Source organism: Sphingomonas faeni, assembly GCF_040407505.1.
In the GTDB taxonomy this organism is placed as follows: Bacteria; Pseudomonadota; Alphaproteobacteria; order Sphingomonadales; family Sphingomonadaceae; genus Sphingomonas; species Sphingomonas faeni_E.
The window spans coordinates 1,106,243-1,127,203 of record NZ_JAPZPQ010000001.1 but is presented as its reverse complement, the minus strand read 5'-3'; the positions used below and the strand labels follow the sequence as shown (position 1 = coordinate 1,127,203).

The window sequence follows — 20,961 nt, the reverse complement described above, 5'->3', positions numbered from 1 at the left end:
ACAGAATTCGACACATGATATCAGGCAAATGGCTCGTCACCCTCGAGCTTGGTCCGAAGCATCAGGCGGCCGCATGCGGGGTCATAAGGTTCGGCCCGGTGCATCGTTCCGGTGTTGTCCCACATGACGAGGTCACCAGTCTTCCAGGCATGGCTGTAACTGAACTCGTCGCGCGTCGCCCATTCGCGCAAGCCGACGAGTAGCGCGGTGCTGTCCTTCGGGTCCAGCCCGACCACGTTGCGGGCGGTGCAGCCCAGGATCAGCGACTTGCGTTCCGAGGCGTGTATCCAGACCAGGGGCAACTCCTTCTCGCCAAGCGCCTGCATCGCCATCAGCATGTCGAGGCTGGGTTCGGGGCGGTAGTAGAACAGCGATGCCCAAGGTGCATGGACGACGCGCAGAGGGTCGTACTCCGCCTGTCGGCTAGCGGGCAGGGCGTCATAGGCCGCATAGGTATTGCAGAAGCCGGTATTGCCGCCGCTCGGTGCCGGGACGACGCACGACAGGAGCGAAGCGAGGATCGGCACGTCGCTGTTGGTGCCGTCGATATGCCAGTAGAGTGAGCCCTTCAGGAACTCCGCCGTCGCCGGGTTCTGCTTCGCATCCAGCGAAATCTTTGCGGTGGTCTTGCCATCGCTGCCTTCCGACGCGGGCATTCCGAGCGTCCGGGTGAACGCGATTTGTTCGGCTTCGGTAAAATGAATCTTGGGGAAAATCAGCACGCCGCGGGCTTGAAGCAGCGCGCGGATATCCTTGGCGAGATGACCCGCAAGTAGGTCGGTCTTGTCGTTGAGGACCCGGCTGGCGATGGCGTCCTTCACGATCTCGGTGCGTAGCGTCGTCATGTCATGCTCCTGCGATGCGGGGGGTCAGCGGGCGGGCTGCCACGTCGGTCCACGGCATAGGAATGCGACGCATCCCTCGACCTTTAACGTGCCGTCGGGGTTGCGGGAGAGCTTCGCCGCGTAGGTCTTGCCGCTGTCTGGATTGTAGATCTTGCCCTTCCAGACCGATCCCGCGTCGGTGAACCCGGTCAGGATGAAGCTGCCTTCGATCGGGTTATGCCGTTTCGACGGGTCGGGGTTGGCGATGTCGGTGGTCGGCTTGCCGGGTTCGTGTTTGAGGATCTTGACGATCCTGCCGCAGACCGCCGGGCCGCACGGCTCGATCCGGACCAGCGCCTTGCCCTCGTCGGTGATCCAGGTGCCGGTCACCGGCGTCGCAGCGATCGCGCCCGATGCCGAGCCGATCAGGAGCGCCGCGAGCGTGCCTGCGCCAAGCTTACGGAATATCACCATCATTCTATCTCCCAAGCGCGGCCGCCCAGACTAGCCAAGACGAGGCGCGCCGTTTGTCGACCGGGACGATCCCGGCGGTCCGTACAAAGCAGCGGGTGATGGAGGCGCGATGGAGCGACGATGTCGAAACCGCGAACGAGTCAGGTCAGAGGGGTAGCCATACCGAGAAGCAGGCGCCGGACCGGTCGACACGGTTCTTCGCCATGATACGCCCGCCATGCGCCTCGGTGATCTTCGCGGCGAGCGTCAGGCCGACGCCGCTGCCGGGGCGACCGGCCAGCCTGTCGCTGCCGGCGCGCCAGAACGGCATGAACATGCGGGCCTCGTCGTCGATCGCGAAACCGTCGCCCTCATCGGTCACGCTGACGATCGCGTGGCCGGACGCGGTGAAGACGGCGACGTCGATCCGGCTGCGATCGGGCGCGTGCTTGATCGCGTTGGTGAGGATGTTGGTCATCACCTGCATCAACCGGACCGGATCGCCGTGCGCCATTGCCGTCTCGTACGACTCGACGATCGTGACGCTGCGCTCGCTCGCCGATCCTCGGAGATCGCCGACCGCCAGTCCCAGCAACACCGCCAGATCGACCGGGCGCCGGTCGAGATCGAGTTCGCCCGCATCGGCATGCGCGAGCGTTCGCAGGTCCTCCACCAGATGCGAGAGGTGCTCGACCTGGCGGAGCAGTCGGTCGGCCTCGCCGGTCGCGGGATCGATCACGCCGTCGGCCAGCCCGTGCAGTCGCCCCTTCAGGATCGTCAGCGGGGTGCGCAGTTCGTGCGCGATGCCCGCGGTCAGGACGGTGCGTTCGCGTTCGTAGGCGTCGATGTCTGCCGCCATCCGGTTGAAGCTCTCGATCAGTTCGCCGGTTTCGCCCGAGGTGCTGCCGCGCTCCACCCGCACCGACCGGTCTCCGGCGGAGACGCGCGCGGCGGCGTTCGCGACGGCGGTGATCGGTCGGCTGATCCGGCGCGCGAAGACCATCGCCACCCCGCCGCCGACCAGGATCGAGACCAGCGCGATCGTCGCGACGAAGCCCAGGTCGGTGAGCGCGGGGGCCTTCGCGCCATAGCGATCGAACAGGTCGAAATAGCGATCGCTGCCCTCCTGATGCGTTCGCACCAGCAGCTCCAGTTGTTCGCGTGCCTTGGGTGGCATGTGATGCGTGGTGACGCTCAACCGGTAATGGACGGCGGCGACATAGGCGACCATGCCGAGCAACATCGTGATGATCGTCGTCGCCGCGGCGAGTACGACCATCCGCGTTACGATGCGGTTCAGGAAGCGGGCCACAGGCGATATCCCATTCCGCGCACCGGTTCGATCATGTCGATGCAGCCCGCCGCCGCCAGCTTCTGGCGCAGTTTCGACAGGTGGCTGTCGACGACGCGATCATAAGCGTCGCTGTCGGGCGACGCCGCCTCGAGCAGTTCCGCGCGCGAGAAGGCGCGGCGCGGCTGGCGTGCCATGTGCGCAAGGATCTCGAACTCGCTTGGGGTCAGCGGGACGCGGGCGGGCTCGTCACCCTCGGCGTTGCGGCAGCTGACGACGCGCGCGTCGAGTTCGATCAACAACGTGCCGACCGACAGCGTCCGCCGGTTGGTCGCGCCCTGAGCCCGACGCAGTACCGCACGGATGCGCTCGACGACCTCCGACGGGTTGAACGGCTTCACCACGTAATCATCCGCGCCGATCCGCAGCGACGACAGCTTGGTCACTTCGTCGTCGTGCGCGGTGATCATGATGACCGGCGTGTCGGCGCGGCGGCGAATCGTCGTCAGCACGTCGAGCCCGTCGCCACCCGGCAGGCCGATGTCGAGCAGCATCAGCACCGGGTTCGACTGGGCATGCGCGCGGATCGCGTCCTGTACGGTGCCCGCCTTCACCACCTCGAAGCCGGCGCGCTCGACATAGGCCGCGAGCAGCTCGGCGATCTCGCGTTCGTCCTCGACGATCAGGATACGGTCGGTCACGCGGTGTTCCTCGGCTCATTCGATTGTCAGGGCTTTGCCGCGAAGTGTGGACGAACGATGGAGGCGGCGCTCCATCGTTCGTCCATCATACCCACGACGCGTCTTCATCGCCGTCCGCCATCAGCCTTTTCGACCCCGCCAGCCCGAGGCGGGAACCACTCGAAAGGCCCTATCCCATGACTCGTTTCGTTTTCGCCAGCCTGATCGCTCTTGGTGCGGCTGCGTCGCTTTCGTCCGTCGCGCAGGCGCAGGACGAACCCGCGCGCGGCATCTATGCGGTGGCGCGCGCCGGTGCCTCGGTCAATTCCGAGCAGAAGTTCGACGTCGACTCGCTGCCGTCGCAGTTCGACGACAAGACCAAGTACAAGACCGGGCTGACCGGCGAGATCGGCGGCGGTTACGACTTCGGGATGTTCCGCGTCGAACAGACGATCGGCTATAACGGCAACAGCCTCAACCTGAAGGACCTCGGTACGGACAATCTGCCGGCGTCGGGTCGCACCCGGTCGTACAACGTCAGCGTGTCGGGCTATGTCGACATCCCGCTCCATGCCGTATTCGTGCCCTATCTCGGTGGCGGCATCGGCGCGTCGCGGGTCGACGCAAACCTGTCCCGGACCGGCGCGAACGGCCTGAGCAGCAGCTATGCGGGCAAGGACTGGGGCATGACGTGGCACGGCGACGCGGGCATCGGCATCAACGTAGCACCCAAGACCACGATCGAGGTCGGCGGCAGGTATTCGCAGACCAGCAAGCTCGCGTTCGACGGCCAGGATGCCGGTGCCGCCACCCGCTATGAACCCAAGCTGCGCACGCTGTCCGGCACGATCGGCGTGCGCCACATCTTCTGAGGGCAGGTGGGTCTCGCCTGGTTCGCCTTCGAATGCGAGCCAGGCGACTTATCGAGTGATTTTCCGAACTGAAGGAGGCAGCAGATGCTGATCCCGCTCCCGCTCCCGCTCGCCATCGGCATAGACGAAAACGGCGCAAGCTTGCCGAACAGTGAGCCTATCGAAGGTCGTCGGCCATCGTTCAAACAGGTGACACAGTGAAGCGCCGGTCAATAGGCGCGACGGAACTCCGATCGACGCGGCGCGGTCACCGCCGGCAGCTAGCGGCGGCGGTTTTAATTCTGGGGTTCGGTGCCGTAGCCATCGTGACGGAGCAGTGGTTGGCCGCGTTGTTCGACGATAACCTGATCGCGACGATGTTCATGCTCATCGCCAGTATCGTCGTGATTGCGTTCGTCTCGCCCCTAGTCGCCCGCACCGCGTGAGATCACGACATGACGTCCGTCCCTGCGTCCCTGCGTCCCAGCGTCCCAGCGTCCCAGCGTCCATACGCGGCGTTCGTCTCGCTCATTGCCGATGGCGCAAGGACCTGGTCGCCCTGCGCCACGAACTCCCCCGGTTCCGCAGACGTTTCGATCGATCTGGCTGCGCTCTCGAGCAGATCCGACAATCCGGCATGTCCCCGGTAGGTGCCGGCCAGCGGCCAGTCCTTGCCCGGGATGATCCACTCGATATCCTCGGCGACCAGTGCCAGCAGGCCCTTCTTGTCGCCGCGTCCGATCGCGGCGAAGAAGTCCTTCACGGTCTGGACGTTCTTTTCGGCGCCCATGGCATTCTCTCCTATTTCAGACAGCGCCCGTCAGCCGAACCTGACCAGGTCCTTGAAGATCAGCCGGCCCCAGCTCTTGTCGTGCGCCTGAACGAGCAGCCCACCTTCCGAAAGCCCGCCGAGCTGGATCGGCGCGAAGCCGAGATCTTCCGCCAGCGCACCGACCTGTGCTGCAGCATCGTCGTCGTCGCTCGACAGGAACACGACGCGCCTGCCACCCTGTACGGCCGGATCCTGGTCGAGCACGGCGGCGACCAGATGGTTGAAGCCCTTGACCACCCTGCCGCCGGCGAAGGCGTCCGCGACGATTTTGGCCGAGGGCCGTCCGCCCATGTCCTCCGCGGACACACCGTACGCATTGGTCACGTCGACGATGATCTTGCCCTGCCAGTCCGGCAGCACCTTCGCGACATCGGGGTGCGATTGGAAACGGACGGCGAGGAAGATGACGTCCGCCTCGACCGCCTCGGCGAGCGTCGTGGGCGTGATGCCGGGACCGATCGCTACTGCAGTCGCTGCAAAGCTTTCCGGATCGCGCGTCGTCGCGACGGATACCGCGATCCCCTTGCGGGCGAACGTCTTGGCGAGGGTCTGGCCGATCTCGCCGAAACCGATGATTGCGTAGGTCATGATAGTCTCCTTGTGATTTCGGGCGGTCACAGCTTGTAGCCGCCGCTTGCTTCGATCGTCTGGCCGGTCACCCAGTGGCCGTCGTCGGATGCCAGGAACGCCACGACGGCGGCGATTTCCGAAGGCTCGCCAAAGCGCCCGAGCGCGATGTCGGCCTCGACCGCCTTCACGAGTGCCGGGTTCTCCCGGAAGGCCGCGTTCGCGTCGGTCCGCGTGAAGCCTGGCGCGACCGCGTTCGCGGTGATCCCGCGCGGCCCCAGTTCGGACGCGAGCGCATGCGTCAGGGTGTTGATCGCGGCCTTGGCCATCGAGTAGATCGGCGCCGTCGTTACCGGCTTCGTCGCGGCGGCGGACGAGATGTTGATGATCCGCCCGCCATCGGCGAGGCGATCCATCGCGGCCTGGACGATGAAGAGCGGCGCGCGCAGGTAGACCGCCATCAGCGTGTCCCAACTGGCGGGCGTCGCGTCCTTGAAACCGATCCAGCCGGCATTGCCCGCGTTGTTGACCAGGATGTCGAGTGTCTTGCTGCCATTCCGCTGGGTGAACTCGTGGTCGAGCGTGTCGAACAAGACGGGCACGGTTGCCGGGTCCACCAAGTCCGCCTGGATCGCGAACGCAGTGCCACCAGCTTTCTCGATGGCCGCGACCGCTTCGTCCGCGCCGGATTTGCTGGCGTTGTAGGTCAGCGCGACCGTCGCACCGTCGCGTGCGAGGCGCTCGGCGATCGCGCGGCCGATGCCACGCGATGCCCCGGTAACGAGCGCGGTTTTTCCCTTGAGAGGATGGTCCACAGGATGTTCCTTCGTACTTGGGTGCAGGTGCCGATCATGCGAGCGATCGGCGGGTGGGACGCGTCAGAGCTGTGCGAGGCCACCGTCGACGGCGAGTTCGCTGGCGGTCATGAAGCTGCTGTCCGACGATGCGAGAAAGACCGCGGCCGCCGCGATCTCGGCCGGATCGGCCATGCGCAGGAGCGGGGTCATCGCGCCGTAGGCCTTCTGGCCCTCCTCGCCGAGCGCGGCCTTGGCGAGTTCGGTCGCCGTCGCCCCGGGGGACAGGACGTTCACGCGGATGCCGGTACCCTTGAGGTCCTCCGCCCAGCTCCGCGCGAGGTTGCGCACGGCCGCCTTGCTGGCGCTGTAGGCGGTGAACCCCGGTGCGCCCGTGGTGCCCGCGCTCGATCCGGTCAGGATGATCGAACCGCCCTCGCGCATCAGCGGGAGCGCCTTCTGGACGGTAAAGATCGTCCCCTTCACGTTGGTGTCGAAGGTCTCGTCGATGTGTTCTGCGGTGATCTGGCCGAGTGGGAGCGGAATTCCCGCGCCTGCATTGGCAAAGACGATGTCGAGCGTTCCGCGCTCGGCCTTCACCGCGGCGTAGAGCCGGTCGAGGTCGGACTCGTCGCAGACCGAGCCTTTCACCGCGCGGGCATTCGACCCGAGTTCTGCCACCGCGGCATCGAGCGCATCCTGTCGCCGCCCATAGATGAAGACGAAAGCGCCTTCCTCGATGAACCGCTTCGCCGAGGCGAGGCCGATACCAGTCGCGCCGCCAGTGATCACGGCGGTCTTTCCTTCTAATCTGGTCATGTCGTGCATCCTTGTTCGCCGACCGGGTGTCCGGCCGTCCGGGGATGTTCCCCCCCGCGAGCCTCAACATGGGCTCGGCAAAGTCAGGCAGGGATTGGGGAATTCCGCACATCGGTGGTGCGGAAACGATCCACCGAACGCGTCGTGCGCAGATCTCGGCGCCTCGTGCTATGAGGAGCGTGCAGCTTGCGGCGCGGGAATGCACCATGATCGATTGGGACGACGTTCGCTACTTTCTGGCCGCCGCGCGCGAGGGGTCTGTGCGCGCTGCCGCCAAGCGTCTCGCGGTGAACCACGCGACCGTGCTGCGACGTATCGCGCATCTCGAACAGCGGCTCGGCGCACAGATGTTCGAAAAGCTGCCCTCGGGCTACCGCCTGACGACGGCGGGCGAGGAGGTTCTCGAATTCGCGCTGCAAATGGAATCCTCGTCGCACCAGTTGGAGACGAGGGTCTTCGGACGCGACCAGAGCGTGCGCGGGCTCCTGCGAGTGACGCTGACCCCGATCCTCGCAACGCACCTTCTGCTGCCGGATTTCGCCGATTTCGCGCGCCGGCATCCGGACATCGAAATGGAAATCCAGTCCTCCGGCGATCTCGCAAATTTGACCAACCGGGAGGCCGACGTCGCGATCCGCGTCGTCTACGACCGCAAGACCCTGCCGCTCAATCTACACGGATTGAAGGGTCCGGAGCTGTTCGGCGGCGTCTACATAGCCCGTGATCGGCTGGCTGCATGGCGGGCGGGCGCGTCCGATACCAAGCGCGCGGGCGCGTCCGATACCCTCCGCTGGATCGTCATCAGCACGCACGGCATTCCGGATTGGGCGAGCGAAGGCGATGTCCATACCACCGCGGTTCCCTTCAGGGTCACCGACGCAGGCGCGGAGATCGCCGCCGTCCGGCAAGGGCTCGGCATCACGACGCTGCCATGCTTCGTCGGCGATGCCGATCCTTTGCTCGCGAGAGTTCCGGGCACCGACCTTCACCTGTACGGAACGCTTTGGATTCTCACGCAGGGGGAGACCCGCAAGACGAAGCGCGTGCAGCTGTTCACGGAGCACGTTTCCGGCAGGCTAGCCGCATACGCTCCGCTTCTCGCGGGAATGTCCGTATCAGGCGAATGATGCCCGACGGTCCTCAGGTCGGCGAAGGCAACTCCATAGAGGTGGCGGTTACAACGTGCCTCCTTCGGCGAGCGTCTTGAGTTGATCAGCCATCGCGCCCCAGCCGCCTTCAAAGCCCATCGAGCGATGCTGCTCCAACGCCTCGTCGGTCCAGTGGCGCGCCGTGGCGGTGAAGAGGGTGTCGCCGCCGTCCGGCGCGATCTCGAACAGGCCGACCATGAACGGCCCGCTGGGCTTCCAGCCGGCCGTGAAGGCGTCGGTGAACACGAAGCGACGGTTCGGCTCATATTCGAGGATCAGGCCCTCGTTGGGAATCTCCTCGCCATTGGGTCCATGCATAACCACCAGACTGCGACCGCCTGGGCGCCACTCGATATCGCGTGCTTCTGCGCGCCAAGGTCGCGGACAGAACCACTCTTCGAAGCGGTTCGTCATAGTCCGCCAGACCGTCTCCACGGGGGCGACGATGCGTCGCTCGACGCTGAGTTCCCGGATATCGCTCATTGTTTGTCTCCTCGGCACAGTAGGATGACGTAGCGCTTGAGGTGCTACACGCCTTCGCGAGCGTCTTGCGAGTCGCCGGCAGCGTTGGCGACGACGAAGTTGCCCTGCCGCGCTACCTGCGGTAAAGCGCGAGGGTCGTTACATCGACGTCGGCAACACCGTAATCCACAAGGCCTCGGCGATGTCGGCGTCGAGTGCGCGCGTGGCCCAACGATTACGCTATGACTTTAAACCGCTCGCATTTATCGCGCGCCGGGCAGAGATAACGCGATCGCCATAGAGTATTGCCAAGGATCGATGGACGGCTTTGGCGCTCCTGTCGTTCGCTAAGGCCGACGCCTGCCGCTCGGCTTGTTCGCGCTTCTTGCTGTAGGCGATGTCGTAATCTTGAACGTAAGGCATGGCAGGCACTCGGCACTGCGGGCGGAAGCTGACTCCAGCTCTCTATCGTCACCGTGCTCGCGGCAAGGGTGATGGCGATGTCACAGCATACGCCGATGCGGCTTGGGGAGATACAGCGGTCGCGCCGTCTGGCTCGCGCAATGGTCCGTCTGCCGCGTATCGGGCAGCCGGCCATGTTGGTGAAGCCCGCGAGGCCTACATCGGGTCTCAGTCCCATTGAGGTGCCTCAGCATGTCGCGATCGACCAGTCCCTTGTTCGTGGATGCCGTGATCGATTGCATGGGCGAGGGCAGGGCGCCCACGCATGAGGAGATGATGATCGTCGCGCAGCATATCTGGTCCGATGGCGCGGCATCCCGTTCCGCGTTCGCTTGGAACAGCTTGTCGATGTCCTCGCCCGATCGTCTCTGTTCGATGCGGGCGGCGGGTCTGGCCTTGCACGGCTCGCGGTAACCTGCCGATGGCGGCGCAGGTGTGTCTGCCGTGATGGACCCCGCGTACGGCAAATGAGCGGGGATGGTCACGCAGCGTGGTCGCTCGTCGCCGCCAAACCAGAATAGCTCCGTTTCTCGCCGTTGCCGCGACGCGGCGTCATCGACACCCTATCTAGACGATACGAAGTCATCTCGCCGCGACAGCCTTGACGGCGATGAACATCAGGATTGCGCCATGAAGAAGATCGGGTTCCTTTCGTTCGGTCATTGGTCATCATCTTCCCAATCCGCGACGCGGTCCGCCTCGGACGTGTTGCTGCAGTCGATCGATCTTGCCATCGCCGCCGAGGAATTGGGCGCCGACGGCGCGTACTTCCGCGTTCACCACTTCGCCCAGCAACTCGCATCGCCATTCCCGTTGCTGGCCGCGGTCGGCGCCAGAACCAGTCGGATCGAGATAGGGACCGGCGTAATCGACATGCGCTACGAGAACCCGTTCTACATGGCTGAGGACGCGGGATCGGCCGACCTGATAAGCGGTGGCCGCTTGCAGCTAGGGATCAGCCGCGGTTCGCCCGAGCAGGTGGTCGAAGGGTGGCGCCACTTCGGCTACGCACCCGCCGAGGGCGAGACGGACGCCGATATGGGCCGTCGGCATGCCGAGGTGTTGCTCGATCTACTGGAGGGCGAGGGGTTCGCGCAGCCTAGCCCGAACCCGATGTTCCCCAATCCACCAGGGTTGTTGCGCCTCGAACCGCATGCGCCAGGCCTGCGGCGGCGCATCTGGTGGGGCTCATCGTCGAACGCCACTGCGGTCTGGGCCGCGCAAAACGGCATGAACCTGCAAAGCTCGACGCTGAAGGCGGACGAAAGCGGCGAACCGCTGCACGTCCAGCAAGCCAAGCAGATCCGGCTCTATCGCCAGGCCTGGAAGGATGCGGGGCATGATTGGCAGCCGCGCGTGTCGGTATCGCGCTCGATTTTCGCGCTGATGAACGATCGCGATCGTGCCTATTTCGGGCGTGGTGAAAGCAGCGACCAGATCGGCGTGATCGACAACATGCGCGCCGTGTTCGGCCGGTCCTATGCGGCTGAGCCAGATCAACTGATCGAGCAGCTCCGCACCGACGAGGGCATTGCCGAAGCCGACACTGTATTGCTGACGGTGCCGAACCAACTAGGCGTCGACTACAACGCGCACGTGCTCGAGTCCGTCCTAACCCACGTCGCGCCAGCGCTTGGGTGGCGTTGAGACGGCGGGTGTCACCGCGCTTCGCCTGGTTGCATATTTAAGAGTAAATATCAGAGGGCAGTTTGAACGTCAGCGATGAGTTGAAAACGGATTAAGGATGAGTGTCCAGTTTCAGGATTTAACGACATAGATATGAGTGGCGACCTTTTGTTCTGACCGAATGCATGAGCATGGTACATTCTTGCCCACTTGCGGACACTCGGCGTTAATGTACCATGAGCGGAAGCGGAGCCGCGTCACAGAATTCTTCGTTATGACCGGCTTGCCGGTACTGATCGGGCTACTCATATTCACTGTATTAACAGCATCTAACAGTATGCTGTCGGCTGTCTTGCTTTGAGGGCAACCGTTATTTTGCGGTGTTGCTGGTCTGGGTTGCCATCCGGGAACAACGCGCGTCAAAGTTGACTTTCCGCTAACCTCATCTTTCAAGCCGTCCAAACAACGGATCGGCCGCCGAGAGCTACCGTCCAGTCCCATGAACGAATGGCCAAAGTTAGGAGCAGGGAAGGGCACCTGAATGTCCGTTTGTGGGTCCTCGCTGCACTGGAAAAATGGCTGCTCGCCGTTGGTGAAGACTAGGTTATAGATGTCATCGTTCTTCACGCCACGTCAGCGAAACGTCACGGATTTAAGCTCGCCGAGGGCCTTGAACATGGGGTGTGTCATGGGAAGATCGCGGTGGACGACCTCAGCGAATACCGGCGAAAGTTTTCCGTAATCCGGTGAGCCGCTCGCGAGACCGGCGACAAGCTGCCGTAGCACAGCCTCGGTACCGGGTATTGGCGCTGTGGTAGCTGATGTTGCCTGCGCCGTATCGGCAGCTGCGCGCTGAAAGGGCTGTTGGCCGATAGTGGCAGAGGCCTGGAGCCAGACGATGAGGGCGGCTGCCGCGAATGAGATCATAAGGATTGTTTCTGAAATCACGTAGGTGGAGGGGCGCCGCTCACCCCGCGTGATCGACGGGTGCGGAATGGCGGCGGGAACCTCCTCAACGATCGCGTTGGTTCCGGAAAGTGCGGACGCTTGGGGTACCAAGAGGTTGGACTCGTCGGCTGTTGCCACGAGCTTTGCCACCTCAAGCGAAGACGACATGCCCAGCTTGGCACGCGCCATCTTGAGACGCTTTTCGACAGCTTGAGGAGAACGCCCAGATCCAGCGCCATTTCCTTGGCCGTCTGATGATTTAAGCAACGCTTCAAGCACTCCCGCTCACCTGTCGTCAGGCGCAGGTGAGCGGCCCGCATGCTGTCGTCTATCTCGTCTGTCTTATGTTAGCCATGATAACGCCTAAGGAGAAAGTACCAACTATGGCGTCTGGTACCGCTCTTGTACTTTGACTGTGTACCAGCCCGTTCCGGCGGCGTTCCGCGCCTGCCTTCAGGCGAGATCGGCCAGCCGATCGACATTCGCCGACAGTCGATGGGTCTGTGGGGCAGTGGGGAGCAGCCATGATGGGGCCGGCGGGCTCAGGCAGGGCTGGCGCCGAATAGACGGCACTGCTGCCTTTATGTGGCGCGAATGGCATTAATGTTGATGGCTGAGGCGATGGCCGCCAGCCTGAGCCAGCGCAAATTGCATGCAACAGCGTAAAGCTGCCTGGTTTAAACTGGCAAAAGTCGTTGCTTGCAGCGTGAATAACGCCTGGTCGAGATCGACTGCGGACGTGAAAGAACGTTCGAAATTCGTGAGCTCGGAACCGCGGCCCGATGGCCGCTTGTAGATCTTTGGCCATCGCGACGGCTACGGCGGAAGTCGGCCAGAGCTAGCCGTTCAACTCCTACCAAGCAAACGTCCGGTTCTGGCCGATTCCGTCGGCTGCTAATCGGGGTTACCGCTGCTGAATGTGCGGTTGTCACCTGAAATACTGAGGCTCCCGTCCGGCGCGATCACCGAAATATCTGCACCCGTCAGCGTTTTGGCGGTGGCGAAGCGGGCCAGCAGCGTGGCGTTCATCACCAGATTCCCCGACGGGAACCAGCGGTAATAGCTGCGACGCGCGGCGACCAGATTGGTCACGGCGCCTTGGCCGGCATAACCGTCGATCGCTGATCGGGATTGACGTAGCGCGCGTCGATATCACGCATCGGCAGGCTGCGGCCGGCGAAGTTGCATTCCGCCATGCCCCAGACGCCCATGAATGGCAGCCTGAACTAAGGTCTGGAAGTGGGTCACACCGTGCAGGTCCGGACCGCCTCCGCAAGGGCTGCCAATGGATCACCAACAGGTACGAATTCGTGCGCGAAAAAGCCTTGGAAGTCGAGATCGGCAATGCTGCGCGCAACCGCATGCCAATTCACCTCCTGTGTGTCGTCGAGGTTATGGCGTCCAGGAACCCCGCCAGTATGGAAATGGCCGATCCACTGAATATTCTGCCGGATCGTATCGATCAGGTCGCCTTCCATGATCTGCATATGGTAGATATCGTACAACAGCTTGACGTGTGACGAACCGACCTCCTTGGCGACACGCACTCCCCAAGCGGTATGGTCAGCCATATAGTCGGGGTGGTCGACCTTGCTATTTAGCAGCTCGACGCAAATCGTCACATCATAATCCTCGGCGATCTTCTTGACGCGGTTGAGGCCCGCAACGGCGTTGTCGGCGCCCTCCGCGTCCGACATGCCGCGACGATTGCCTGAGAAGGCAATCACGTTAGGCACGCCGGCCTTCGCGGCTTGTGGGATACCGATGCGGAATGCCCGTTCGATCGCCGCGTGATTTTCACGTCGGTTCAAACCATTGGGGATCGTCATGATATCGGCAGCGTAGCCCATCGTGCAGCGCAATCCATGGCGGCGCGGCACTTCGTAATCGGCTGGCTGCAACAGGTCGATGCCTTCCAGCCCGATATGCGCTGCCGTAGCACACAGCAGATCAAGCGGAATATTCTGGTAACACCAACGGCTCACGGACTGCTTCAGGCGGCCGCGACGCGCAGGCGTCGCAGCCGTCCCGGAGGTCGCACACATGGCGAAAGAAGAAGCGATGACGTTGCGTCGTGTAATCATGCCTGCACAGTAATCGAGAAGGGAGTGGCGGCAAGGTGTATTGCTACTTGAAGCCGTTCGCCGCGACCGGATCCGCCTATCCATCGGACGAAAAAGTAACGGGCGGCACTCCCGCCCATTACGGCGCTCATACAATTAAGACCTGAATAAATGAAGGATTTGTGCGTATTTCACCCAAGGCGACTCTGGCTGTCCAAGAATCTTGGGAGATGCCGACGTTATAAACATGATGGAGCTACGGCGATGTCCGAAGAATACCCACGCGGACGTCGAGATAAACTTCGCCTGACGCTGACGGGCATACTGGCCAACTAGGCTAAGTGGCATGCGCTGCTAGGTGAGATCCCCGTATGTCGGACGAACGCGAGGCACGCGATCATTCATAGGGGGTATCGAATAGCTCTCAAGCGCGTGCAGACGACGCTTGATCGATTACTGCTCAAGTCGGAGTATGCGTGATCGGTTGAGATCGCAACGGTGATTGATCAAGCCGGATTGCAGTCGGGAGCGAGCTCAGTGAATAGCGGGGTGCAATCGAAAATGAGCTCTGCAAGCCCGAGTCCAGCTAGTGCGATCACAACACGCTGTCGGTTTGAATGGTGCTGGAGCGCTTTTCATGAGCGGATCCCGCGATGAATGTCTGTTACGCTGACTCGGAACCCCGCGGCATCGACCCACGCGTTGCTCTGACAGCATTCAACGGCGGGAAAGGGTTACTTGATAGCTGTCATCATCCTAATTGCGCTTTGGATCATCGGATCGCTTATGGGGCCGGGTGAACAGGCAGTACCGTTGTCAGACATCGTGGCGAGCGATAGCGTGAGCAGGAACATCAGTTAGCGTCAGACGTAGAGGATCGCACTGCGGTCCAACATTTAGGATCAGTCCGCGAGCAGCGCGATTACCTGAATTATCGCGAGACGGGGCCGTGGAAGTCCGTCTCGACGATCCCTAGCCGCCAGCCCGGTGCCACCGCTTCCGCGCCCGTGTCGCCTGATTGTTTGGCAGTGCCGAGCTCGACGATCTTGCCGAACGCGTCACGGTCCTGTGTCGGAGCGATCTGGGTGAGGCGCAGGATGCTACCGGTTACAGGCGCGAAGGCGACGTTCGCATAGCCGAGTTGGCGGTCGGTCTCCCCCGTCCACACCTCCTTGCCGTCCAGCGTGATACGAAGCGGATAGGCGCGCGAGCGCCAGCCGACGAGCTTCAGTTCGATTTCGCTGAGCGTGACGGGTTTGTCGAAGCGATACTCGATCCACGCGGCAGCGGGGGTGCCATCGCTGACCCAATGCGTGAGTTCGTTGTCGTCAATCGACTTGCCCGCATCCGCCTGGCGTGAGCCGGCTATGATGCGTGACGGGATGAACGTCCTACGGCTGACGCGGTATGATGGCGTTCCGGGCGTCGGCCCCCGCGTGAGCAGACCGGGCTGGGCATCTTCGGCGAATGCGCGCGACAGGCCGCCCACGACCTTTGCGGCAGCCACGGTCGGCACGACCAGCGTTGCTGGTTTCAGGCCTGGCGCGGTGGCGGTCACCGTGACGGTCCCCTTTTGGGCGCCGGCGCGCAGCAGCACACGGTTGATGCCGCCTTCGACCGGCAGCGTTTTCGACAGGATATAATTGTCCTCGTCGCGCGCGGTGCCTGCAGTCGGCGTCGTGCCTGGAACGGCGTCTTCCTGCTTGGCGATTGTGGCGCGCGGTTTGCCCGAGCTGTCGCCCTGCGCGATGCCGCCGCGCCATTCGGCGGGACCGGCAAGCGTGAAGGCGACCTTGTCGTTGGCGGTAGGCACGCGCCGGCCCTTGGCATCCACGACCTCGACATCTACCAGCGCGATGTCGGCGCCGTCCATCACGAAGCCGCGCGGACCGGTATGCGGCGTGAGACGTAGCGCGACCGGCGCGCCGACTGTCTCGACGACGTTTTCGGACGTGCGACCGTCGACGTTTGTTGCGACCGCGCGCAGCGTTCCCGGTTGCCAGTGGACGCCCGGCCAAGTGAACAGGAAGCCGGTCGAACGCTTGCCCTGGCCCAGCGTGCGACCGTTGAGGAACAATTCTACCTTGTCGCCAGTGGAGACGGCGGTAACGTCCTTCGTCGTGCCCGGCGCGTAATTCCAGTGGCCGACGATATGCGTTGCGGGGCGTTCGACGTCGACCCAGCCGTTCCACATCACCTTGTGCGCGTAGAAGCCTTCCTTGGGGATGCGTACCGCGTCGACCTCGCCCGACCGGCGATAATTGTTCTCGCCGCGATAATGCGTGTTGCTGTCCGACCAGATGATGTTGACGCCACCCGAACTCACGCGCCGACCGGTGCCCGGACGGATGCGGTAATAGTCCCACCAGCGCCGGACATCCTCGGCGGCTTGACTGTCCTGGTTGCGGTTATAATCGGGGGAGTCGGGGTGGAAGGGTGGCGTCTGCGCATCCTGGTAAGCCCGCGCGGCCTCGTCGCGGCTATATTCCATCGCCCACATCGGGATGTGTGCGCTCTTGTTGATGTAGAGCATCTCGCCGCCATATTCGGCGACTTTGCTATCGAGCATCTCGCGCGAGCCGATCGCGCGACCGCCCTTGGGGTCGTACTGGTCGCGAATGGCCTTCATCTCAGCCATGTGTGGTTCGCTGATGCTTTCGTTGCCGCTTTCGTAGAACAGGATCGACGGATTGTTGCGGTTGTAGACAATCGCGCTGCGCAGCTGTTCCTTGCGCTGGTCCCAGCGTCGGCCCTCGACGTCGTGCTCGGAATCGCCCGCGGGCATCGCTTGCGGCAACCCTACGCGGTCGGCGGACTCGATGTCCTGTTTCGACGGCGTGATATGCATCCAGCGCACCATGTTGCCGCCGCTCTCGACCATTAGCGCGTTGGAGAAATCGCTGATCCAGGGCGGAATCGAGACGCCGACCGCGGGCCATTCGTTCGACGTGCGCTGCGCATAGCCGTGCACCTGCATGGTTCGCCCGTTAAGCTGGATCATGCCGTCGCCGAAATGCGTCGACCGGAACCCGGTCAGCGTGTCGACTGCGTCGGCGACCTTGCCGTTCTCGACCAGGCTCGTGGTCACACGGTAGAGATAGCCGTAGCCCCAACTCCAGAAATGCAGATCGGCAAGGCGTCCCTGCGCGGACAGCACGCGCGTTTCGCCCGGTGCCAGCGTGAAGCTGCCGCCGTCGAACGTCCCGATCAGCTTGCCGTCGCGGTCGCGCACCTCGGCGCGGTAGGACAGCGTGCGTGGGCTCGTTTCCTCGTTGCGCACCTGCGTCTCGGCATGGATCATCGCCGCATGGCCCGGGATGTCGAAGCCGTCCGCCCAGACATATTGCCCGGTAGTCCCCAGGTTCGCGAACAGCGGCAGCGTCTGGTAGGTCCGCGGCGTCAGGTGCAACCGGACGTTGCGCGTGATGCCGCCATAGTTGACGTTGAAGTTGCGGTCGTTCCACTGGAAGCCGCTCCCCGTCGCACGCTCCTTGTAGCGCCAGTCGTTGTCGACGCGCACGGCGATGACGTTCTCGCCGGACTTGAGCGCCTTGGAGATGTCGGCGCCGAACGCCATCGCGCCGCTCTCGGAGAGTACGACCGACTGGCCGTTGACCCACACTTCGGCCGCTTGGCGCACGCCCTCGAATTCGAGGAAGGCCTTGTTTGCCATCGCGTCTGACGGGGCGGTGAAGCGCTTGCGGTACCAAGTAATGCCCGTCGACAATTTCTTAATATCGCGCGCGAACGCCTCGGTTTCGTTGAACGCGTTGGGCAAGGTGACCTTGGTCCAGCGGCGATCGTCGAAGCCGGGCTGCTGCGCGTCAAGTTGATCGCCCGCCGTCATTTTCCAGTCAGGGTTGAGATTGTAGGTGCTGCGCGCCGAGGCGACGACGCTCGACGCGTCGTGCGCATATGCGGCGGAACTGGCAAGAGCAGCAGCGGCGGTGGCCACGAGGAATTGCGCGCGCATGATCATCCTTTGATTATGTTGTAGGCCCACTCGTATGGCTGATCTGCAGACGTGAACGTCTGTCTGGTCTTCCGGGTAAGTATGGCTTTCGAAGGCGGGTGGGGCGCTTGCCTCTAGATCGTACCGTCAGAAGCCTCGGGCATCGCAAATGCCCCGACAGATGAAATGGCCTTACAGCTTGAAGTTGACGCCGAACGTCACCGTGCGACCGATCCGGGTCTGGAACAGCGTGTCCTGGCGGACGCTGTCGGTATAAAGCCGGTTCTGCTCGTCGGTCAGGTTGGTCCCCTCGAGGATGAGCTTCACGGTGTCCGTCACCGCAAACGACGCGGACGCGTCAACGAACAACGTGCTGTCGTTGCCCTGGAGATCGCTGCCCGGGGAGGCGGGGATGCCGCGAATGAAGCCGTCGCGGTAATTGGCGGTGCCCCGGATGCTGAACTTGCTGTCCTCGTAATATAGCGTGCCGGATGCGGTGTTCTTCGACAGGCCGATCAGGTTCGCGGTGGTCGTGACGGTCGGCACGCCGTTCACGCTGGCGAGGATATAGTCGATCCGCGAGGTGACGTGCGTGTAGTTCGCCAGCGCGCCGAAGTTCCTGAGGAACCCCGGCAGGAAGGTGAACGGCACCTGCGCGTTGACCTCGACGCCCTTCAACGGCCCACCCGGCGTGTTGAGCGGCTGCGCGATCGTGAACTGTTCGCTCGGCAACGTGTTGCTGCCTGCGAGAAGTTCGTTCGGCAGGCCGAGATCGCTGAACGGGATAAGCGTGTTGACGCTCTGCACGTAGGATTTGAGATCCTTGTAGAAGAACGCAGCGGACAACAACGCGCCCGGGCGGAAATACCATTCGATCGCCGCATCGAAGGTGTTGGCGCGGATCGGATCGAGTTGCGGGTTCTGGACGCTGCCGTTGCGCGTAATCGCGTTGACGCCGCTGGTGGGAGTCAGCACGCCGAGTTCCGGTCGGGCAAGCACCTTCGCGCCCGAGAAGCGGAACAGCAGGTCCTCGATCGGTTCGATCACGAGATTACCGGAGGGCAGCCAGTCGCTGTAGCGCTTGTTCGCGGTGGCGAACCGTCCGGTCACGCCTGTCGGCGAGCCTGCGAGCGCGACCGAGATGAAGCCCGACGACAGCTGGTCGGTGTGGACGAAGCGGACGCCCGCATCGCCGCGAACGCCGATGCCGCCGAGCCGATCGCCGAGATCGAACGCCGCCATCGCATAGGCCGACGAGACTTCCTCCAGCACGCGGCTGGACTGTGCGCCGCATTCGGTGCCGCAATAGCGCACCGCATCCAGGTTGAACGTGCTGATCAACTTGTCAGGATCGAGCGATGCCCAGCTCGACGGCGCGCCATTGCCCCAGAGATTGCCGACGCCGCTGATCTGGTGCGTGATGTCGGCGAGCGTGGTGCCGGCGGGTAGCGCCTTGGTGAGCGTGTCGGCGGTGTACGGAATGACGTTGCGCAGTGTGAAATCGCTGCGGCGATATTGGCCGCCCGCCTTCAGCGTCAGCACGTCGGCGACCTTCCAATGCAGGTTCGTTTCCGCGGTCAGTCCGTTGTTGGTGTTGGTCGAGGGACGCGCCTGGAAGCTGTAGCCGCCGCGCACGGTGCCATCGCCGAGCGCAGGTCCGTAGTTGAAGCGGGTCGGATCGGACACGTCGAATCCGAAGCCGAGCTTCGGCGTATCCTTGCCGTCGCGGTAGTCGATCGAGAAATTGGGCGTGTCGATCGCATCCATGAAATACTGGAAGCGCCGCTTGCCGAACGCCTTGGCCTGGTTGAGCCCGAACAGCGCGGTGATCCCGAAGCTGTCGGTGAAGTCGTGCTTGATGTTGAGATTGGCTTGCTTGAACGTCGACGTGAAATCGTCGACCAGCCCTTCGGAGCGGACGTCGACGCCGTCGAACAGGCCGTAGATCAGGCCGCCTTGCGGTGTCAGTTGGACGTCCTTGATCGACATCACCGGCTGGCCGTTGTTCGCGGCCGAGCGCGCGAACGAAATCGCTTCGATGTAATTGTCCCGGCGCACGACGTGGAAGCGCGAATAGAGCAGGTCGAGCGAAATATCGGTCGCCGCGTCAGGCTGGAACTGGAAGCTGAGCGTGCCGCCGAGCCGCTTCTGCTTCTGCTCCGAATTCAGATAACGCGGGATGCGCGGGAAGAACGCGCCGCTGCCGGCAGTGTTGGGCAGGTCGGGGCGGCGCGCGGCGAGCACCGTGTTGAACGCCCCCGCTGTGCTGGTACGCGGCGTGCCGGGATAGCAGTTCGCGGCATCGGCACCCTTGCTGCCGATCGCCGGCGTGGCGGGCGCGAAGCCGACCGGCGAACAGAACAGCCCGTTGGTATTGGCGGACAGAATGTCGACCGCGGAATAGCCTACTTCGCGGATGTCGCGTTCCTGATAGGCGACCGAGCCGAGGACGCCGAACCTTCCGTCGTCGAATTTCTTCGCGATCAGCAACGAGGCGCGAGGGTTCACCTTCTTGGCGAGTTCGCTGTAGACGCCGCGGACGGTCGCGCTGAGCGTGAAGTCCTGCTTGCCGGCCAGTGGCTTCGGTGCGGAGAGGTCGACGGTCGCGCCGAGCGAGCCTTCCTCGACATCGGCGGAGGGCGTCTTGCGAACCGCGAGCGACGAAAAGATCTCGGTCGGGAAGACGTTGAAATCGAAACTGCGGCCGTTGTTGCCACCGCCATAGATGTCGGACGATCCGGTCTGCGATGTGCCTTCCATGCCGTTGATGCGGACGCGGGTGAACGCCGCGCCCAGCCCGCGAACGGAGATGTTGCGGCCTTCGCCACCGTCGCCGCGGGCAAGCGCGACGCCGGGAATGCGCTGCATCGATTCGGCCAGGTTCGAGTCCGGGAACTTGCCGATGTCCTCCGCGACGATGCTGTCGATGGCGGCGGTTTCGTTGCGCTTCTGGTTGATCGCGGTGGTGAGCGACGCGCGGAACCCGGTGACGATGATGTCGTCGGTTTGGTTCAACTCAGGGGGCGTCTGCGCTGTTGCTGCGACGGTGGTATCGGTCGTGGGGGTGGGCAGGACAGGTGCCGTCTGCTGTGCTGCAGAAGCACTTGCGCATCCGGCGGAGAGCAGCGCGATCATTGACGTGCTGAGACGGATACGGGCCGCGAGATGTGTACGGTGCATGGACAACCT

The 20,961-nt window shown here is 63.4% G+C and carries 20 protein-coding genes; 5 read left to right on the top strand and 15 right to left on the bottom strand.

Translation table 11 applies throughout. The features are described from left to right. Positions 1-20: 20 nt before the first annotated feature. The 4 genes from O6X71_RS05115 to O6X71_RS05100 all read right to left on the bottom strand — a co-directional run bounded on the left by O6X71_RS05115 (position 21) and on the right by O6X71_RS05100 (position 3,269). Positions 21-845, bottom strand: a complete 825-nt coding sequence (locus O6X71_RS05115; protein WP_353464765.1) for a TauD/TfdA dioxygenase family protein — start codon at positions 843-845, stop codon at positions 21-23. 24 nt (positions 846-869) lie between these two features. Beyond that, the gene (locus O6X71_RS05110; RefSeq protein ID WP_353464764.1) at positions 870-1,298 is read right to left on the bottom strand and encodes a DUF2147 domain-containing protein; all 429 of its coding nucleotides are present in this window, start codon (positions 1,296-1,298) and stop codon (positions 870-872) included. A 145-nt stretch (positions 1,299-1,443) separates the two neighbouring features. Continuing rightward, complete coding sequence (locus O6X71_RS05105; RefSeq protein WP_353464763.1) at positions 1,444-2,589, bottom strand: sensor histidine kinase; 1,146 nt, start codon at positions 2,587-2,589, stop codon at positions 1,444-1,446. Then, positions 2,574-3,269 carry a response regulator gene (locus O6X71_RS05100; RefSeq protein WP_353464762.1) on the bottom strand — a complete coding sequence of 232 codons (696 nt, stop codon included), beginning with the start codon at positions 3,267-3,269 and terminating at the stop codon, positions 2,574-2,576. Before O6X71_RS05100 ends, O6X71_RS05105 begins: the two co-directional genes overlap by 16 nt. A gap of 176 nt (positions 3,270-3,445) precedes the next feature. On the opposite strand from O6X71_RS05100, the gene O6X71_RS05095 reads away from it, so the two are divergent. Together O6X71_RS05095 and O6X71_RS05090 are read left to right on the top strand one after the other, a co-directional pair. Next, positions 3,446-4,120: an outer membrane protein gene (locus O6X71_RS05095; RefSeq protein ID WP_353464761.1), complete on the top strand. Its 675-nt coding sequence runs from the start codon at positions 3,446-3,448 to the stop codon at positions 4,118-4,120. Positions 4,121-4,317: 197 nt separating this feature from the next. Next, positions 4,318-4,545 carry a hypothetical protein gene (locus tag O6X71_RS05090; protein ID WP_353464760.1) on the top strand — a complete coding sequence of 76 codons (228 nt, stop codon included), beginning with the start codon at positions 4,318-4,320 and terminating at the stop codon, positions 4,543-4,545. 2 nt (positions 4,546-4,547) lie between these two features. Here O6X71_RS05090 and O6X71_RS05085 read toward each other — a convergent pair whose 3' ends face one another. The 4 genes from O6X71_RS05085 to O6X71_RS05070 all read right to left on the bottom strand — a co-directional run bounded on the left by O6X71_RS05085 (position 4,548) and on the right by O6X71_RS05070 (position 7,111). Beyond that, entirely contained in the window at positions 4,548-4,889 is a 342-nt protein-coding gene (locus O6X71_RS05085) for a nuclear transport factor 2 family protein (protein ID WP_353464759.1), read from the bottom strand. Between the two features lie 30 nt (positions 4,890-4,919). Further along, positions 4,920-5,519, bottom strand: a complete 600-nt coding sequence (locus O6X71_RS05080) for an NADPH-dependent F420 reductase (RefSeq protein WP_353464758.1) — start codon at positions 5,517-5,519, stop codon at positions 4,920-4,922. 26 nt (positions 5,520-5,545) lie between these two features. Next, a complete protein-coding gene (locus tag O6X71_RS05075) occupies positions 5,546-6,313 on the bottom strand; it encodes an SDR family NAD(P)-dependent oxidoreductase (protein WP_353464757.1) in 768 nt (255 codons plus the stop codon). Positions 6,314-6,376: 63 nt separating this feature from the next. Continuing rightward, positions 6,377-7,111 (bottom strand): SDR family NAD(P)-dependent oxidoreductase, encoded by a 735-nt coding sequence (locus O6X71_RS05070; RefSeq protein WP_353464756.1) that lies wholly within the window; start codon positions 7,109-7,111, stop codon positions 6,377-6,379. A gap of 206 nt (positions 7,112-7,317) precedes the next feature. Between O6X71_RS05070 and O6X71_RS05065 the strand changes: the two genes are divergently transcribed. Beyond that, positions 7,318-8,238 carry a LysR family transcriptional regulator gene (locus O6X71_RS05065; RefSeq protein WP_353464755.1) on the top strand — a complete coding sequence of 307 codons (921 nt, stop codon included), beginning with the start codon at positions 7,318-7,320 and terminating at the stop codon, positions 8,236-8,238. Positions 8,239-8,286: 48 nt separating this feature from the next. Here the strand turns inward: O6X71_RS05065 and O6X71_RS05060 are convergent, their stop codons facing one another. Beyond that, positions 8,287-8,742, bottom strand: coding sequence for an SRPBCC domain-containing protein (locus O6X71_RS05060; protein WP_353464754.1), 456 nt, complete (start codon positions 8,740-8,742; stop codon positions 8,287-8,289). 633 nt (positions 8,743-9,375) lie between these two features. On the opposite strand from O6X71_RS05060, the gene O6X71_RS05055 reads away from it, so the two are divergent. Together O6X71_RS05055 and O6X71_RS05050 are read left to right on the top strand one after the other, a co-directional pair. Then, positions 9,376-9,597 carry a hypothetical protein gene (locus tag O6X71_RS05055; protein WP_353464753.1) on the top strand — a complete coding sequence of 74 codons (222 nt, stop codon included), beginning with the start codon at positions 9,376-9,378 and terminating at the stop codon, positions 9,595-9,597. 216 nt (positions 9,598-9,813) lie between these two features. Further along, on the top strand, positions 9,814-10,830 hold the full coding sequence (locus O6X71_RS05050) for an LLM class flavin-dependent oxidoreductase (protein WP_353464752.1): 1,017 nt from the start codon (positions 9,814-9,816) through the stop codon (positions 10,828-10,830). Positions 10,831-11,442: 612 nt separating this feature from the next. Here the strand turns inward: O6X71_RS05050 and O6X71_RS05045 are convergent. The 6 genes from O6X71_RS05045 to O6X71_RS05020 all read right to left on the bottom strand — a co-directional run bounded on the left by O6X71_RS05045 (position 11,443) and on the right by O6X71_RS05020 (position 20,952). Next, positions 11,443-12,036: a hypothetical protein gene (locus O6X71_RS05045; RefSeq protein ID WP_353464751.1), complete on the bottom strand. Its 594-nt coding sequence runs from the start codon at positions 12,034-12,036 to the stop codon at positions 11,443-11,445. 615 nt (positions 12,037-12,651) lie between these two features. After that, complete coding sequence (locus O6X71_RS05040) at positions 12,652-12,849, bottom strand: hypothetical protein (RefSeq protein ID WP_353464750.1); 198 nt, start codon at positions 12,847-12,849, stop codon at positions 12,652-12,654. Next, the gene (locus O6X71_RS05035; RefSeq protein WP_353464749.1) at positions 12,846-12,968 is read right to left on the bottom strand and encodes a hypothetical protein; all 123 of its coding nucleotides are present in this window, start codon (positions 12,966-12,968) and stop codon (positions 12,846-12,848) included. Before O6X71_RS05035 ends, O6X71_RS05040 begins: the two co-directional genes overlap by 4 nt. 33 nt (positions 12,969-13,001) lie before the next feature. After that, a complete protein-coding gene (locus O6X71_RS05030) occupies positions 13,002-13,841 on the bottom strand; it encodes a hydroxypyruvate isomerase family protein (protein ID WP_353464748.1) in 840 nt (279 codons plus the stop codon). Between the two features lie 910 nt (positions 13,842-14,751). After that, positions 14,752-17,793, bottom strand: a complete 3,042-nt coding sequence (locus O6X71_RS05025; RefSeq protein WP_353464747.1) for a sugar-binding domain-containing protein — start codon at positions 17,791-17,793, stop codon at positions 14,752-14,754. Between the two features lie 171 nt (positions 17,794-17,964). After that, on the bottom strand, positions 17,965-20,952 hold the full coding sequence (locus tag O6X71_RS05020) for a TonB-dependent receptor (RefSeq protein WP_353464746.1): 2,988 nt from the start codon (positions 20,950-20,952) through the stop codon (positions 17,965-17,967). Between the last annotated feature and the right edge of the window lie 9 nt (positions 20,953-20,961).